This is a genomic window from Clostridium sp. CTA-19, assembly GCF_054767855.1.
On record NZ_BAAABH010000002.1, the window covers coordinates 109,991 to 128,511 of the forward strand.

General features: G+C 26.7%; 15 protein-coding genes and 1 other annotated feature. Of the genes, 14 read left to right on the forward strand and 1 reads right to left on the reverse strand.

The features are described 5' to 3' along the window. Positions 1 to 144 precede the first annotated feature (144 nt). From ACYUE0_RS01750 to ACYUE0_RS01815, 14 genes are all read left to right on the forward strand, one after another. The gene (locus tag ACYUE0_RS01750) at positions 145 to 1,926 is read left to right on the forward strand and encodes a thioredoxin domain-containing protein (protein WP_460269281.1); all 1,782 of its coding nucleotides are present in this window, start codon (positions 145 to 147) and stop codon (positions 1,924 to 1,926) included. 251 nt (positions 1,927 to 2,177) lie between these two features. Then, the gene (locus ACYUE0_RS01755; protein ID WP_460269282.1) at positions 2,178 to 3,173 is read left to right on the forward strand and encodes a M28 family metallopeptidase; all 996 of its coding nucleotides are present in this window, start codon (positions 2,178 to 2,180) and stop codon (positions 3,171 to 3,173) included. Between the two features lie 242 nt (positions 3,174 to 3,415). Continuing rightward, positions 3,416 to 4,270: a DUF4438 domain-containing protein gene (locus ACYUE0_RS01760; protein ID WP_460269283.1), complete on the forward strand. Its 855-nt coding sequence runs from the start codon at positions 3,416 to 3,418 to the stop codon at positions 4,268 to 4,270. Positions 4,271 to 4,497: 227 nt separating this feature from the next. Next, positions 4,498 to 5,400: a helix-turn-helix transcriptional regulator gene (locus tag ACYUE0_RS01765; RefSeq protein WP_460269284.1), complete on the forward strand. Its 903-nt coding sequence runs from the start codon at positions 4,498 to 4,500 to the stop codon at positions 5,398 to 5,400. Between the two features lie 110 nt (positions 5,401 to 5,510). Beyond that, positions 5,511 to 5,744 carry a zinc ribbon domain-containing protein gene (locus tag ACYUE0_RS01770; RefSeq protein WP_460269285.1) on the forward strand — a complete coding sequence of 78 codons (234 nt, stop codon included), beginning with the start codon at positions 5,511 to 5,513 and terminating at the stop codon, positions 5,742 to 5,744. Between the two features lie 18 nt (positions 5,745 to 5,762). Beyond that, positions 5,763 to 6,647: an SPL family radical SAM protein gene (locus ACYUE0_RS01775; RefSeq protein ID WP_199870817.1), complete on the forward strand. Its 885-nt coding sequence runs from the start codon at positions 5,763 to 5,765 to the stop codon at positions 6,645 to 6,647. Positions 6,648 to 6,770: 123 nt separating this feature from the next. Further along, entirely contained in the window at positions 6,771 to 8,966 is a 2,196-nt protein-coding gene (locus ACYUE0_RS01780; protein WP_460269286.1) for an alpha/beta hydrolase family protein, read from the forward strand. Between the two features lie 311 nt (positions 8,967 to 9,277). After that, on the forward strand, positions 9,278 to 9,658 hold the full coding sequence (locus tag ACYUE0_RS01785) for a hypothetical protein (RefSeq protein ID WP_460269287.1): 381 nt from the start codon (positions 9,278 to 9,280) through the stop codon (positions 9,656 to 9,658). A gap of 249 nt (positions 9,659 to 9,907) precedes the next feature. Next, positions 9,908 to 10,132, forward strand: a binding site (T-box leader). Between the two features lie 434 nt (positions 10,133 to 10,566). After that, positions 10,567 to 12,474, forward strand: coding sequence for a threonine--tRNA ligase (gene thrS / locus ACYUE0_RS01790; RefSeq protein WP_460269361.1), 1,908 nt, complete (start codon positions 10,567 to 10,569; stop codon positions 12,472 to 12,474). A 324-nt stretch (positions 12,475 to 12,798) separates the two neighbouring features. Next, entirely contained in the window at positions 12,799 to 13,059 is a 261-nt protein-coding gene (locus ACYUE0_RS01795; RefSeq protein WP_010297203.1) for a FeoC-like transcriptional regulator, read from the forward strand. 33 nt (positions 13,060 to 13,092) lie between these two features. Further along, complete coding sequence (locus ACYUE0_RS01800; RefSeq protein ID WP_010297200.1) at positions 13,093 to 13,314, forward strand: FeoA family protein; 222 nt, start codon at positions 13,093 to 13,095, stop codon at positions 13,312 to 13,314. A 14-nt stretch (positions 13,315 to 13,328) separates the two neighbouring features. Beyond that, positions 13,329 to 13,550 (forward strand): FeoA family protein, encoded by a 222-nt coding sequence (locus ACYUE0_RS01805; RefSeq protein ID WP_010297197.1) that lies wholly within the window; start codon positions 13,329 to 13,331, stop codon positions 13,548 to 13,550. A gap of 59 nt (positions 13,551 to 13,609) precedes the next feature. Continuing rightward, positions 13,610 to 15,619, forward strand: a complete 2,010-nt coding sequence (gene feoB, locus ACYUE0_RS01810; protein ID WP_460269288.1) for a ferrous iron transport protein B — start codon at positions 13,610 to 13,612, stop codon at positions 15,617 to 15,619. A 157-nt stretch (positions 15,620 to 15,776) separates the two neighbouring features. Next, positions 15,777 to 17,546, forward strand: coding sequence for a peptidoglycan-binding protein (locus ACYUE0_RS01815; protein WP_460269289.1), 1,770 nt, complete (start codon positions 15,777 to 15,779; stop codon positions 17,544 to 17,546). A 44-nt stretch (positions 17,547 to 17,590) separates the two neighbouring features. Here the strand turns inward: ACYUE0_RS01815 and ACYUE0_RS01820 are convergent, their stop codons facing one another. Beyond that, a complete protein-coding gene (locus tag ACYUE0_RS01820) occupies positions 17,591 to 18,448 on the reverse strand; it encodes a DMT family transporter (protein ID WP_460269290.1) in 858 nt (285 codons plus the stop codon). Positions 18,449 to 18,521 lie beyond the last annotated feature (73 nt).

The following is an 18,521-nucleotide window of genomic DNA, read 5'->3' on the forward strand; positions in this document are numbered from 1 at the left end:
ATATTAATACAGAAAAGCTAATAACTAGCTACTTAGAAGCCTATCAAAATATAGATAGGCTTTTTAATATTTTAAGGATCAAAGGGTATATTATTAGTGTGATAATAAATAGAAAATGAATTTATACTTATTGGAGATGATACTATGATAATAAATCAGAAAGTACCTAATAATTTAATAAATGAAAAATCCCCTTATCTTCTTCAACACGCTTATAATCCTGTTAATTGGTATTCATGGTGTGATGAAGCTTTTGAAAAAGCTAAAGATGAGAATAAACCTATATTTTTAAGTATTGGTTATTCTACTTGTCATTGGTGTCATGTTATGGCTCATGAGTGTTTTGAAGATGACGAAGTAGCAAAAATTCTTAATGATAATTTTATATCTATAAAAGTTGATAGGGAAGAGCGACCTGATGTTGATAGTATTTATATGACAGTTTGTCAGGCATTTACTGGCGGTGGTGGTTGGCCTCTTAATCTATTTATTACTCCAGATCAAAAGCCTTTTTACGCTGGTACTTACTTTCCTAAACATGCAAAATATAATGTTCCAGGTTTTATGGATATTTTAAGCAGTATAAGTGACCAATGGAAAAGTGATAAAGAGCGTATTATAGATGCAAGTGAAGAGGTCATGAATCAGCTTAAAAATGCATTTCAGCCAACAACTACAGATGATGAAATAGGAAAAGACATTATTGAAGGTGGCTATTTATGGTGTTTAGAATTTTTTGATGTTGTAAATGGTGGATTTGATAAAGCCCCTAAATTTCCTACACCTCATAAACTCATGTTCTTACTAAAATATTATAAGTTAGAAAATGAACCAAAAGCTTTAGAAATGGTTGAAAAAACTTTAAACCAAATGTATAGAGGTGGGATTTTCGATCATATTGGATATGGCTTTTCTAGATATTCTACTGATGATAAATGGCTTGTTCCACATTTTGAAAAAATGCTTTATGATAATGCATTATTAACTATAGCATATTTAGAAACTTATAGTATAACAAAGAAAGAATTTTATAAAAATGTGGCTGTAAAAACTATGGATTATGTTTTAAGAGAACTTACAAGTGATGAAGGTGGTTTTTACTGTGCACAGGATGCAGATAGTGAAGGTGATGAAGGTAAATTTTATGTTTTTAATCCTCTTGAAATTTGTGAAGTGTTAGGAGAAGATGTTGGAAAGTATTTTAATAATTACTTTGATATAACTACTTCAGGAAATTTTGAAGGAAAAAGTATTGCAAATCTACTTAAAAATAATTCCTTTGAAAATGATGATGAAAAAATAAATGATTTAAGGAAAAAGGTTTTCAATTATAGACTTGAAAGAACTACTTTACATAAGGATGAAAAAATACTTACTTCATGGAATGCTCTTATGATTACAGCCTTCGCTAAAGCTTATTCTATATTAAAAGATGAAAAGTATTTAAAAGTTTGTAAAGATGCTATAGCTTTCATAGAAAATAATCTAGTAAATAAAGATAATAGACTTTTAGCTAGATATAAGGATGGTGATGTAGCTTATTTTGCTTATTTAGAAGACTATGCATTTTTAATATGGTCATTTATAGAGCTTTATGAAGGAACTAATGAGAAGGAATATTTAGAAAAGGCAATATCATTAAATAGTGAAATGATTGATAAGTTTTGGGACGAAAACAGTTCTGGATTTTTCTTATATGGTAAAGATAGTGAAAAACTTATTGCAAGACCAAAAGAAATTTATGATGGAGCAATTCCATCTGGTAATTCTGTAGCAGCCTACGTCTTAGTTAAATTAAGTAAAATAACTAAGGATAAAACTTTAAAAGATATTACATATAATCAGCTTAAATATTTCTCAAGTATTGTTAAAAACTCTCCAATATCATACACTATGTATTTAATTGCACTTATGAATTATCTATAATAAAACCTCTACTACTTATTTATAGTGGTAGAGGTTTTTTATTGTGGAAATGTAAATGTTGAAAAACAATATGAATATATTGAAGAAGAATATATAATAGAACCCTTGTTAGATGTTATAAAGATGGTATTTATATAGATAATTCATAAAGCATTTTTGAAAATCTGTTGTAAAAATTTTACATAAATGTTAGGATGAATACATGCAAAATTTAAAATTTGTAATATGTTAGAAGAGGATTGTGATATGGCATGAAAAGGATTAAGATTACAATATTATTTTTTTTAACTATAACTTTAATAGGATGCGGAGTAAATAAAGATTTAAAGGAAAATAAATCTAATCCTACAAATGATAGTAAAATTGAAGATAAAATTGAAGATAAAAAGAAAGTTAATATAGATAAAAAAGAAATTATAGATAAACTTTGTTCAAATGAATTTGAAGGTAGGTTAGTAGGAAGTAAAGGAAATAAATTAGCAGAAGATTATATCGCATATACTTTTAAGGACATAGGAGTAGAACCTTTAATAGGTAATGAATATTATCATACTTATATACAAGAAATTACTCCAAGATATAGTGAAGTCAAACCTGATGACATTGTAAAAGATGATAAAGTGAATAATATTGTAGGAAAGATAAATGGAAAAGATAATACTAAAGCAATTGTATTGTCTGCTCACTTCGATCATATAGGAAAACAAAACGAAGATATTATAAAAGGTGCCGTTGATAATGCATCGGGAGTTTCAGTTTTAATTGATTTAGCTGATAAGTTAGTTAAAAGTTCAAAAGAAAATAAATTTGCTTATGATATTATAATATGCTCTTTTAATGGAGAAGAAAAAGGACTATCAGGAAGCAAAGAATTTATTAAATCCTGTAAGGGAATGTATAAAGATTTATTTAATATAAATATAGATTCAGTTGGATATAAGAATAGTGGTTCAATGCTATTTCTAAATAGTAATGATAAGTATAATAACATATATGATAAGTTAGAATTAGTGCTTAATGAGAATAATATACAAACTTCTAGAACTATTGATAACAAAATAGGGTTCAGTGATAGTAATAGCTTTGAATTAGAAGGTATAAAAAATGTATGCTTAATAGAAGAAAATGTAAAAGAGGTAATACATTCTCCAAAGGATGTTGAGGATGTTATAGATTATAACCGTTTAGATTGTATAAGTAAATCGGTGTATGATTTTATTACTAAATATGCATTTGAAATTATATAAAATAATTAGATTTAAATAAAGGATATTGTTATAATTTTTTAAGTTTAAATTAATTAGTCTTAACATATTTAATTGCTTTAATAAAAAGTAAAAGATGTGAAAAATTATTATTTGATAGCTAATGATGCTTCTAAAAATATTAATTTTTAATTAAGATGCTTGTTTTTCTTGTAAAATAAAGGATTTATTAAGAAGTCACTAGAATTTAATAAATATGAAAATTTACTAAAGGAGGGTTTAGTTTGGTTAAAACTAACAAAGATAAAGTTGTAATGCAAAGTGTTCAAGGTAAAATTCATCATCCAGCTTTTCCACCATCTCCTTATAGAATAAGTCATGAAGGTGAACCAATGGTTTTACCTGCAACCGGTGGAATTTGTTATAATGTTAAGATTGGTGACAGTGCCTTTGGTTTATCTGGAGACCATATAGAACCAGGTGTTTCAATAAAAAATCCAGATGCTAGAGAGAATAATGCTCTTACTACCCTTTCATGTATAGGAAATATTGCAAAGGTAGTTTCTGGTGATGGAAAAGGCGGAATTGGATATGTAACAGGAATGCATGGTGGAATAGATCATGTTTTAATACATTTTGAAAATGATATTTTAGATGATTTAGCTGTTGATGATAAAATTTTAATAAAAGCATACGGTCAAGGGCTTAAGCTTTTAAATTATGAAGATATAACAGTTATGAATATAGATCCAAATCTTTTTGAAAAATTGCCTATAAAAGAATATGATGGGAAACTTATAGTTAATGTTGCAGCTATAATACCACCTTATTTAATGGGGTCAGGTATAGGTGCTTCGACTTCTTTTACTGGTGATTATGATATTATGACAGCAGATATAAATGAAGTAAAAAAACATGGAATAGATAAATTAAAATTTGGTGATTTGGTACTTTTAAAAGATTGTGATAATACTTTTGGAAGGGGATATTTATCAGGAGCAGTTTCTATAGGTGTTGTAATTCATAGCGATTGCATTAAGATGGGTCATGGTCCTGGAATCACTACTATATTAACAAGTAAAAAGCCAATAATAGAAGGTATGATAAGTGAGAATAGTAATATAAAAGATTTTATTTAATGAGCTTTTATAAAGAGTTCCTCGTTAAATATATGAAATAGATTATATATTTTGAACTCTTTATATTTATTGGAATTATATGTAAACATATACATTGCCTTTAGATTAAAATTTCACATGAAGTGTTATTAAACAATATGTTATATAAGTGAATAAGTTAGAGATTCAGTTTGTAACTCTATAGTTAAATTAAGTTTAAGTGTGTTAATATTACTTTAGGTGATGTTATGAGAATAAATAGATTAGTTGAAATAATTATAATCCTTTTAAATAAAAAAGTAGTTACTGCAAAAGAACTAGCAGAAAAGTTAGATGTATCTACTAGAACTATATATAGAGATATAGAAGAGCTTTCATTATCAGGTATTCCTATATATGCAAGCAAAGGTACTGGTGGTGGAATATCTTTAATAGAAGAATATACCATTAATAAAGCTATGTTATCGCAAAAGGATAAAGAAAGTTTAATGTTAGCATTAAGTACATTAAAAGCTACTGAAATTCCAAATATAGATAAAGTTTTAAATAAGCTTGGAGCAATATTTAAAAATATGGATGTGAATGATTGGGTTGCTGTTGATTTTTCTAACTGGGGAAATAAACTAAATTCAGATTATAACTTTGATGATATAAAAGGTTCTATATTAGAAAAGAAGATAATTGAGTTTAGATATATAAATTCTACAGGAGTTAGTAGCATAAGGAAAGTACATCCATATAAACTTATCTTTAAAAGCAAAGAATGGTATTTATGGGGATTTTCTATTGAAAAGAACGATTTTAGAATATTTAAACTTAGTAGAATTAAAAATTTTAAGATTAAAGGCGATACATTTATACGTAAGGAAGTAGATTTAAATTTATCACGTGAAATGAGTTTTGAAGTTATAAATTTAAAATTGCGTTTTAGTAAAGAAGTTTTATATAAAATTTATGATTTTTATGATGAAAATTCTATAATAAAAAATGAAGATGGAACCTATGATGTTACTGTAAGCTATCCACAAGGTGAGTGGGTTTATGATCATATATTATCTTATGGTAATAATGTTACAGTTTTAGAGCCTAAATTTGTTAGAGCTGAAATTATTAGAAGATTAAAGGAAACTTTAATGAATTATAATTTCTAATATGACAATCAGTTGTCAACTATTCTTTGATAATATCATATTAAAGCAGATAATAAAATTTATAGGCTTACAAAAATAATTTATTTTATAAATTGAAAGGATGTTTTAATATGAATTTTTGTCAAAGTTGTGGAATGCCACTAGTAAATGAAAATGAGGTTAGTGATAATAAGGAATATTGTGTTTATTGTTATGGTAATGGAAAGTTTAAGGCAGATATTTCATTAGATGAAATGATAGAGGCTTGTGTTCCTCATCTTATGAATGCACATAAAGATTTTAGTGAGGAAGCCGCTAGAGAAAATCTAAAAAGTTTCTTACCTACTTTAAAAAGGTGGAAATAAATTAATTGGAGAAGGATAATGGAATCTATACCCTGTAAGACTATTATTACAAAAAATGCTCATCCAAACTATTGGTTTGGAGCAGATTATACAATGAATATATATAAAGGTTGTTGTCATGGTTGTATTTATTGTGATTCTAGAAGTAGTTGCTATGGAATTGAAGAGTTTGATAAAGTTAAAATAAAAAAAGATGCACTAAAAATAATAGAGGGTGAATTAAAATCTAAAAGAAATAAAGGTGTTATTTGTACAGGAGCAATGAGCGATCCGTACAATCCTTTTGAAAGAAAATTAAACCTAACTAGACAATCGTTAAAGTTATTAAATAAGTATAACTTTGGTGTAGCAATAGCCACTAAAAGTGACTTAATAACTAGAGATATAGATATATTAAAAAATATTAATGATATTTCCCCTGTATGTGTAAAAATGACTATAACAACTTTTGATGATAATATGTGTAAAAGGATAGAGCCAAATGTTAGTTTATCTTCTCAAAGATTTAAAGCTTTAGAGGAACTAGCAAATAACGGTATATATTGTGGTGTTTTAATGATGCCAATTTTGCCCTTTATAAATGATAATGAAGAAAATATAAAAAGTATAATAAAAAGGGCAGAAAATTGTGGAGCAAAATTTATATATCCTTACTTTGGAGTAACTTTAAGAGATAATCAAAGGGAATATTTTTATAAGAAATTAGATAACAACTTTCCTCATATAAAAAATAAATATGAAACAAATTTTAGGTTAAAATATAATTGTCAATCATTAAATAGAAAAATTTTATATGATATTTTTAGAGAACACTGCGATAAGAGCAATATAATTTATAATATGAATAAAATCATTGATGATTATAAATATGACAGAACATCTCAATTAAGTTTTTTTGACTAATGTTTGATTATTTTTTAGGAATCTAAATCTTTTAATTAAATGTTGATTTTAGATTCCTGTCTTTTAATTTTAACCTAAAAATAAAAGATACAAATTTAGTATCCACATATTAGGAGGATTGATATGTTTAACAAATTCAAAATAAATCTTAAAAATTATATACATCATACATATTTTGATAAATATAGATATGTAAAATTAATCTTTATGTTATTGATTTCATCAATGGTAGGATTGGAAATGGCCTTTTTAGGAACTGGTCTTCCTAAAGTTTTAGATTTTATAGTATTTACTGCCGCTACTTTTTTAGGTTTGATAATTCTTATCGTTATTTTGCAGTTAGTATCTTTAATTATAAAAAAAATACCTATAAAAAATCTTCCTTTTATAATTGGATTGTTTATAATTTCTTATATATTCGTGACAAATTTCTTTATAGATACATCATTCGAGGCTGATGTTTTTATATCTATTACTATTGGAATTATACAATTAATATTTATATATAGTATTTTAAAATTGTTAAGTAAAAACAAGAAAAATGGATTTATATGGTCAATATTTATATTTTCATTATTTATAAATATTTCTATGATATATTTTATTGGATTTAAAGGATATGATGAGAATCTTACTGAAAAGTATTTATCATTAAGGGTTGAAAATAATAACGATTCCTCTATCTTTAGAGAGCTTATTAAAAAAGGGGATTATTCAATAAAGAAGTTAAGCTATGGTTCATCTGATAAATATAATTTAAAAACTTCAAAAGTAAATTTATCACCATATGTTTCTGATGAAGAAGGAATTATAGGTAAACTTAGAAATATATATTGGGGATTTGATTCTTATTCTGTACCTATAACAGGGGATGTGCTTTTTCCTGAAAAAGGTGAAAAACTGCCACTAATTTTAATTGCCCATGGAAATCATACTATGACTACACCGTCCCATGAAGGGTATGAATATTTAGCTAACCACCTTGTAAGTAAAGGATATGTTGTAGCTTCTATAAATGAAAATTTTTTGAATTTTTATATAAATTCAAATTTAGCTGATGAAAATGATGCTAGGGCAGTTATGATGTTAAATAATATAAAAGAATTTGAAAAATTTAATAATGATAAAGAAAATCCACTTTATAATAAAATAGATATGAATAATATTGCACTAGTAGGACATTCAAGAGGCGGAGAAGCAGTAGCTATCGCTGCATTATTTAATAAATTAAGTTACTATCCTGATGATGGAGATATAAAACTTAATTTCAACTATAATATAAAATCTATAGCAAGTATAGCACCTACTTATAATCAATATAAACCTTCTGGTAAGTCAGTAGAATTAGAAAATATTAATTATTTTTCAGTTCATGGTTCTTATGACCAAGATGTAACGGAATTTGATGGAAGAGAACAATATGATAATGTTAAATTCACTGATGGGAAAGATTATTTCAAAAGTTATCTTTATATTTATGGAGCAAACCATGGCCAATTCAATAGCACTTGGGGACGATATGATCTTAACAAGCCAATGGGATGGTTTTTAAATACTAAGCCAATTATTAAAGATGAGGATCAAAAAAATATATTAAAAGGATATTTAACTGGTTTTTTTGATTGTACTCTAAAGAATAAAAATCAATACAAAGATATGTTTATAAACTATAAAAATATTCAAAATGATTTACCTAGAACTGTATATATAAATGAATATGAAGATAGTAATTTTAAAGTTATAGCTAATTATGAAGAAGATTTAGATTTAAAAACATCGTCTTTAAAAGATAGTTCTATATTTGGGAAGAACTTTACGATATGGCGTGAAGAAAAGGTTAGAAGAAGGGATGGTTCTTCTACTAGAAACACAGCGGTTAGACTTAGATGGTATAAGGGGTCTGGAAGTTTTTATAGTATATCACTTCCAGAGGATGATATTTATTTAGAAAATATAAATAATAACTCAATACTGCAATTTTCAGCATGTAGAATGGATAATTACGACGTTATAAAAAATGAATTTAATGATGTGGATTTTACAATTCAATTGGAAGATGTTAATGGAAATGTTTCATCTGTTTTATTAAAAGATTACTATACGTTATATCCTCCATTAAGGTCTAATTTATATAAAAACAACTTTTTAGTTAAAAACAATACAATAGAACATGAACTTCAAAATTTTACTTTTCCAATAGAAGAATTTGTTAAAAACAATTCTAAATTAAATATTAAAAAATTAAAAACTATAAAGTTTGTTTTTGATAAAGGAGTTAAAGGAGATATTCTATTAGATAATATTGGAGTATGTATTTAGGTGAGATTCCTTATTATCTAAATAAAGGTTATTTAAATTTGCAGTTTGGAGGCTTGATTATTTATTTTTTAAACAATTTTATATTAATTATATTTTCTAGTTGGAAATACAATAAAACCAGTACTTAATAAAATGGTACTGGTTTTATATTTAAATTATAATCCTAAAAAGCATTGAGCGTTTTCTACGTATCCTGTAATTTTTACTTTTGTATAATTTTTTATTATTATTTTATACTTAATTGAAAATAATTGTACTTTTTATCTATAGTTGGTATAATTTAGATAAAATTACTTATAGGGGGCTTTAAGATGGCTAAAACTAAAGAAGAAATGAAACAAGAACTTAACGATGCTAAGATTTATTTGAAAGAAGGTATTGAAAGAATAAATGAAGAGCAAAGAATAAAAAAAGAAGAAAGAATAGAGAATGCAGAAAAAAATGCACAAACAGGAAAGGTAAATTATTTTCATCGAAGTGCATGGGATACAATGAGTGAAAAAACTCTAAAGATATTTAACATATTTTTTAGATGTACTGGTATATTTTGTCTTACAGGAGGTTTAATAGTTTTCTTTGCAGCAGGAGATAAATTAGGCCTTATACCTGGAATACTTGGTTTATATTTTACATTACTTGATGTTAGAAAATTTACTAGTTCATATAAAACCGAAAAAAAAGCTAGAAAATAAAGCTTGGTAATGTTTAAATGCAATTACTATATAGTAATATTTATTAGTAAATCAATAAATGAAATGTTATTTTATACAGTTTTTTAAAATATTGAATAAATCATAAGTACAATTTAAAAAACTATAAAAAATTTTCAGAAATGTGTTTACAAAGTAATTTTAGTATGATACTATAAGTATAAATTATTAATCTTTTCTGAAAAGGTTATATATTTGAATTTGTGCACAAATAAATGTAAATTAAATATTAAATAGACTATGATAGGAAGAGTATTATAGGTTACAGTTTACAGAGAGGGAATATCACTGGCTGGAAGTATTTCTAAATATGACTATAAGAAAACTACCCTGGAGTTATGGCTTATTAGCTTTTAAAGTGAAATGTCATCGGTTAGATGCCGTTATTAAAACGAGAAGAATTGAATTTTAATTCAATTTGGGTGGAACCACGAATATACAGCATTCGTCCCAACAGGGATGGATGCTTTTTGTTTTACCCAAAATCAGTAATGATTTTAAATTAATAATAAATTAATAAATTAAGTTAAAGTTTTACATAAAATTATTGAAATGCAAAAACAAAAAAGTTCTCTTAATATTAAAATAATTACAAACTATGTGTAATATTAAAATTTATAATTAAAATATAATTTTAAAAGTGTACATAGAATTATAATATTAAGGATTTATTATCAAATGAGAATAGAGACTTTATTATAAAACAATTAAAAATGTTTTATGGCGATACTTAGAAATGACGTATTATATAGCTTTACAATAAAAAATAATAAACATAAATCTTTTTGAAAAATAAATTTATATTTTCAATTGATAAGGAATTTTTGAAAATTAAACATTAAAAGTTTGAGAATTTATATAAAAAATATTTTGGAGGGATAACAATGAAAATGATAAATATAAGATTAAAAGATAATTCAATAAAAGAAATAGAGGAAAATATTAGTGTATATGAACTTGCTAAATCAATTAGCAACAAATTAGCAAAAGTAGCTATAGTAGGAAGAGTTAATGATGAATTAGTTGATTTAAGTTATAAATTAAAAGAAAATGATAAAGTTGAAATTTTAACATATGAAGATAAAGAAGCTATAGATGTTTTAAGACATTCAACTACTCATATAATGGCACAAGCAGTTCAAAGACTTTATAAAAATGCTAAATTAGCAATAGGACCTTCAATAGACAATGGATTCTACTACGATTTTGATGTTGAAAAAGCTTTTTCAGAGCAAGATTTAGAAAAAATTCAATGTGAAATGGATAAAATAATAGAAGAAAATCTTCAGTTTGAAAGAATAGATGTATCAAGAGAAGAAGCAATAAAATTAATGGAAGATAAATGTGAACCATATAAAATAGAACTTATTAAAGAGTTACCAGAAGGAGAAAACATTTCACTATATAGACAAGGTGATTTTGTTGATCTTTGCAGAGGACCACACATTCTATCATCAAAATATATAAAAGCTTTTAAATTATTAAGTGTAGCAGGTGCATATTGGAAAGGTAATGAAAAAAATAAAATGCTTCAAAGAATTTATGGTACAGCTTTTGAAGACAAGAAAGCCCTTGATGCATACTTAAACAACTTAGAAGAAGCTAAAAAAAGAGATCATAGAAAGTTAGGTAAAGAGCTTAAATTATTTACAGTTATGGAAGAAGGACCAGGATTCCCATTCTTTTTACCAAATGGTGTAGTGTTAAAAAATACTTTAATAGATTTTTGGAGACAACTTCACATAGAAGATAACTATATAGAAATAGAAACACCTATAATGTTAAACAAAAAATTATGGGAAACTTCAGGACACTGGTATCATTATAAAGAAAATATGTATACTTCTGTTATAGATGAAGAAGAATTTGCATTAAAACCTATGAACTGTCCTGGTGGAATGCTTGTATATAAATCAGAAGCACATTCATATAGAGATTTTCCAATGAGAGTTGCAGAACTTGGAAGAGTTCATAGACATGAGCTTTCAGGAGCGTTACATGGACTTATGAGAGTTAGAGCATTTACTCAAGATGATGCCCATATATTTATGTTACCAGATCAAATAAAATCAGAAATCAAAGGTGTTATATCACTTATTGATAAAGTTTATTCAAAATTTGGATTTAAATATAGTGTAGAACTTTCAACAAGACCAGAAAATTCCATGGGTAGTGATGAAGAATGGGCAATTGCAGAATCTTCATTAAGTGGAGCACTAGATGAAATAAATATGGAATATAAAATAAATGAAGGCGATGGAGCTTTCTATGGTCCTAAAATAGACTTCCATCTTGAAGATAGTATAGGAAGAACTTGGCAATGTGGTACAATCCAATTAGATTTCCAACTTCCACAAAGATTTGATCTTAACTATATAGGAGCTGATAGTGAAAAACATAGACCAATAGTTATTCACAGAGTAATTTTAGGTAGTATCGAAAGATTTATTGGTATATTAATAGAACACTTTGCTGGAAAATTCCCAACATGGTTAGCACCAGTTCAAGTAAAGGTACTTCCTATATCAAATAAATTTAATGATTATGCAATGGAAGTAACTAAAACTCTTAAGGATAATAATATAAGAGTTCAGTTAGATGATAGAGATGAGAAAGTAGGATACAAAATTAGAGAAGCTAGCAATGAAAAAGTTCCTTATATAATAGTTATAGGTGAAAGAGAAGTTGCTGATAAAACAATTTCACTTAGAACTAGAAAAAACGGTGATCAGGGAACTGTTGCTTTAGAAGAATTTATTAAAAATATTAAAGTTGAAATTGAAAATAAAGAAATATAAAATTTAATTTATAATAACTAAAATGTGCTATTAACAACTTAAAAAGTTTGTTAATAGCACATTTTTATTTAATGAAACTTCAAATCAAATATTATTGATAATCACTTGCAATTAGAATGAGAATGTGTTAATATTACTTTGGAAAGCAAATATGTAATATAAGTAAAATATTTCATTGAAATGTAATTTAAAACATATTGTATATATTTAAAAATCTAATTTCATTTATACGTCGTGTTTTTGAAAATCAAAATAAGTAGTACATGCTTAACTGCTTTAAAATATATCTATGATTAATATAGAATTAGAGAAAGAGGTGACATTATGTTATATAAAGTTTTGAATTTTTTACATAAGGAAGGAAATTTTTCAACTAAAGCTATATCTAAATCACTTAAATTGCCGGAACCTATTATTGATGATTTAAAAGAAAAGCTGATTAATATGGGGTATATAAAAAAAGTAATTTGTGATGTATCTATGTGTGAAAAATGCTCCTGTGGATGTAACAGTAAGAAACTAAATGATAAAACTGATTGGGAAATAACTGAAAAGGGAATCAATTTATTAAAAAAGATTAGTTAATATATTTAAAAGTAATATACTAGGGAGGTTATTATGAACACATTAGATCAATTAAGTATTGGCGAGAAAATTAAAGTGAAAAGTATAGAAAAAGATAGTGCTGTAAAAAGAAAGCTTTTAGATATGGGTATAACACCAGGTGTAGAACTTAAAGTAACTGGTAAAGCGCCTTTTGGTGATCCACTTGAGATTTTAGTAAGGGGATACAAATTAACCCTTAGAAAAGATGAAGCTAAAGTTATTAGCGGAGAATAAAAAGAGGTGATTTTATGATAGTACCTATGAATCTAGCAACAGAAGGTAATACAGTGGAAGTGAAATCTATATCTATGAAAGATGGACTAAACAAAAGACTTGGAGAATTAGGAATTATATCAGGTAATAAAATAAAAATAATTAAAAATGATGGAAGAAGTCTTATAATTTCTATAGAGGATAGTAGATTTGCTTTAGATAATAATATAGCTAAGAATATTATGATAGCAACTTAAAGAAAATTTTTTTGGAATTTTATTGATAATAACTTTCATTATCAAAGAGGGGGATTAAAATGAAGACAATAGCATTAGCAGGTAATCCTAACTGCGGAAAGACTAGTTTGTTTAATATATTAACTAAAGCTAGACAACATGTAGGAAATTGGCCAGGAGTTACTGTAGAAAAAAAAGAAGGTATTTTAAAATATGAAGGTAATGAGTATAAAATTGTAGATTTACCAGGCACTTATAGTTTAGGTGCCTATTCTGAAGATGAAGTTATAGCAAGAAATTACATAGTAAAAGATAATCCAGATGTAGTTATAAATGTAATTGATGCTACTAATATAGAAAGAAACTTATATCTTACACTTCAATTAATAGAAATGGGAGCTAAAGTAGTTATAGCTTTAAATATGATGGACGAGGCTGAAAGCAAAGAAATTTCTATTAAAATAAAAGAACTTTCTAAAAAACTAGGGATAGATGTTATACCAACAGTTGCTGTAAAAAATAAAGGTATAGACAATCTTATAAAAGCTAGTATAAAAGATAATATTAATACTTCAAATATAAAAATTAATTATGGTGAAGATATCAATAAAGAGTTAGAAGGTTTAGCAAAATCTATTGAAAAAAATGTTAAAGATAGCACTCTTTCTTCAAAATGGGCTGCATTAAAGCTTTTAGAAAATGATTCTCATATAAAAAGGGAACTTAACATTGATGAAGATGATAAATTAAAAAAGCAACTAGAAGGATGCTACAAAGGAATTGAAGAAAAAGTTGGTTTTGAGCCAGAAATGGCTATCGTAAACGAAAGATATTCTGTAATATCTGAAATTGTATCAGATACGGTAACTAGAAAAGAACAATCTAAAGAAACTGTTTCAGATAAAATAGATAAAGTGGTAACGAATAAATTTTTAGGAATTCCTATATTTGGACTAATTATGTATTTATTATATCAAATTACATTTACTGTTGGTGCAGGAATTCAAGATTGGACTGATGGGCTTATTGCATCATTAGGGGCGTCTACCGGTGCTTTCCTTACAAATGCAGGCGCTCCAGAAGTTTTATCAAGTTTTGTTAGCGATGCAATTTTTGGTGGTTTAGCAGCTGTAATAGCTTTCCTACCTTTAATTATGGTGATGTATTTCTTAATTGGTATATTAGAAGACAGTGGTTATATGGCCAGAGCTGCTTATGTTATGGATAAATTAATGAGAGCTTTAGGTCTTCATGGAAAAACCTTTGTTTCTATGCTTGTTAGTATCGGATGTAATGTTCCTGGTATAATGGCAACAAGAACTCTTGAAAATAAAAAAGATAGAATGATTGCAATACTTATAAATCCATTTATTTCTTGTGGTGCAAGACTTCCTGTATATTTATTATTTATAACAGCATTCTTTGAGAAAAATCAAGCTTTAATATTATTCGGACTTTATGCTGGTGGACTTCTTGTGGCACTTTTAATGGGAAAAATATTTAGTAAAACGTTATTTAAAGGTGAACCTTCTTATTTTGTAATGGAACTTCCAAGCTATAAGGTACCATCAATCAAAAATGTTGTAATGTTAATGTGGGATAAAGCTGGTGCATTTATTAAAAAAGCAGGAAAAGTTATTTTACCAGTAATGGTGGTTCTTTGGGCATTATCTAACTTCCCATTAGGTGTTGAACCTAATAGTGAAGAGTCACTTCTTGGTATTATAGGTGGTTTCTTTGCTCCATTATTTACTTTAGCTGGTTTTGGAACATGGCAAGCTGGTATATCTCTTATAACTGGTATATTAGCTAAAGAAACTGTTGTAGCTACAATGGGATTAATTTATGCTGGTGTAGAAGAAGGTGTTGCAGTAACAACTGCAATTCAATCAATATTTACTCCACTATCTGCCTTATCTTTTATGGTAATGTCTTTATTATATACACCTTGTTTAGTTGCTCTTGGTGCGGTAAAAAGAGAAACTAACTCTTGGAAATGGACATTATTCACAGCGGTTTATACATTTGTAGTTGCATGGATAGCTGCAGTACTTGTATATCAAGTAGGGTTATTACTTGGATTTAAGTAATAAGATTTTAAATTAATAAAATATCTATAAACTAAGAACCTTTAGTTTATAGATATTTTTTAATTTTTAAATATATATTCTATAAGTAAGTTTTCCTACATATTTAATATAATTATATCATATATTTATATTAATAGAACTTTCTAAAGGAGATTTTATGGCTACAGGATATATAAGGGTTCAAGTTTCTTTTGCAAAAGAAGCTATGCCAGTTCAAAATTGTAAAGTCACTATTCGTAAATTTAACGATGAAGATATATCCTTTGAAAAAGTGTTGTACACTAATATTAGTGGAATAGCAGAAACAATAGCATTAGAAGCGCCAGCAGAAGAATTTTCACAAACAGCTCAAAATGAGGTAATACCATATAAACTTTATACTATTACAGCAGAGGCAGAAGGGTATATACCTACGGTTATAAATGGAGTTCAGATTTTCCCAAATGTAACAGCTCTTCAAAAGATAGAAATGTTTCTTCAAAATCCTAAAAGTAATATAAAAGAAAACATATTAAATATTCCTCCACATCAACTTACTTTAAGTGAGCCAAGGAATAAACAAGTAGGACCAAAAGTAGCACAGTATCTTTTAAAAGAGACATATATTCCTAAATATATAACTGTTCATTTAGGAGAACCAAATGCATATGCGGAAAATGTGACAGTAGCTTTTCCGGAGTATATTAAAAATGTTGCTTGTAGTGAAATTTACCCGACTTGGCGCAGTGAAGCTTTAAAAGCAAATATTCGTGCTCAAGTTTCTTTTGCATTAAATAGAGTTTATACCTCATGGTATAGAGATAAAGGATATAGTTTTGAAATTACTAATTCTAAAGCATATGATCAATGCTTTGAATTAGGACGAAATTATTTTACTAATGTAAGCCAAATGGTTGATGATATATTTAATCAATATATATCTAAAATAGGATTACTTGAACCATTATTTGCAACATTTTGTAATGGTATAACAGTTACTTGTAACGGCTTATCCCAATGGGGATCTTTGGATTTAGCAATTAGAGGCTATGACGGTTTTGGAATATTACAACATTATTATGGATATGATATTTCACTAATTATGGCTAATAATATAGAAGGTATGTTAGCGCCTTATCCTGGAAACACTTTAATGCTAAATAGTAAAGAAGAGGATGTTAAAATTATACAGTTAAAATTAAATGAAATCAGTAATAATTATACTGCTATACCTAAGATTCCAAAAGTGGATGGGTTCTTTGATGTTGCTACTGAAAAGGCAGTTATTGCATTTCAAAATATTTTTAATTTAATACCTGATGGAATAGTAGGTCGTTCTACATGGAATAGAATTTATTTTATTTACTCTGCTGTTTTAAATTTAGAAGAAGTAGAAGCACTTAGTAGTACTGAGGAGTATAAATATGTTACTCTTAAAGAAGGCTCTACAGGTGATGAAGTAAAACTTTTACAATATTATTTATTAGTTATATCTAATCTTTATAACGAAATACCAAAAGTTAAAATCACTGGAGTTTTTGATGATGATACTAAAAACGCTGTTTTAGCTTTTCAAAAGTATTTTAATATGTTAGTTGATGGTATAGTAGGACGAAACACCTGGGAAAAACTTATTGAAATATATTATGAAATTGAAAGTACATTCCCTAAAAGTAATAAAAATCAATTGCCTTCTAACTATATGTTAAAAGAAGGATCAATAGGAGATGAAGTAAGGTTACTTCAGTATCATCTTGCTGTTATTTCAGATATATATCCAACTATATCTAAACCTAAAATTACTGGAGTTTTTGATGATGATACTAAAAAATCTGTATTAGATTTTCAAAGATACTTCGGGCTTGATGAAACTGGAAATGTAGATTATAATACATGGAATAAAATACAAGGGGTATTTGATGGATTAAGGCCATTTAAAAAAGAATAAAAGAAAAGAACCATATCAACTTCAAATTTGATATGGTTCTTTTTTTATTCACTAGATTTTGAAAAATATATGTTAATTATAGAAACTACAATAATAATTCCATAACCTATTAAAGATAGGTAGTCAGGTATTTCTTTAAAAAGAACAAATCCATATAATGCAGCAAATAAAAGACCGATGTAATCAAACATAGATATTTCGCTAGCTGGAGCATTTTTATATGCCAATGTTAAAAAGATTTGCCCTAATGTAAATGAAAGCCCTCCTAATATTAAAAATGTTATGTTAGTTAATGTTAAAGCACTTGTGTTAACAAGAATCCATGGACTCATAGTTATAGTTGCTATGCCAGTAAAAGACAGTATAACTGTAAAAAAGCTTTCTTTATCACCTAAAACTCTTATCATTGTATAAGCTACACCAGCACTTAATGCAGAAATAACACCCATTAATGCTGGTATTATAGCTGCATTAAATTGGGGTTTAATAACAAATAAACTTCCTATAAAAGCTAACAATAAAAATATAAGTTGCTTTTTAGTGATTCTTTCTTTTAATATAAAAAATGAAAATATTATTGTGAAAAATGGACTTAATTTAGTAAGTATCGTTGCATCTGCAAGCAATAAAGATTCTATAGAATAATATAAGGTTAATATAGAAATTGTTCCCATAACACCTCTTAAAAGTAAATACTTTCTATTTTCTCTTTTACCTAAAAAAGAATCTTTTCTCTTAAGTATTATTATAGAAATTATAATTGTTGCTACTGCATTTGAAATAAAAGTTTTTTGATATGGGCTACATTCAAGTGCTAATTTTGCAAAAAGGTTCATAGTTGCAAAAGATAAAGAAGCTAGTATTATATAAATAATTCCTTTGATTTTGTTGTTACTACTCATTTCTTTTCTCCTTAGTTACATTTAGTTATATTTTAAAAGTACTAAACAATTATATATTAAATTTATATTTTTT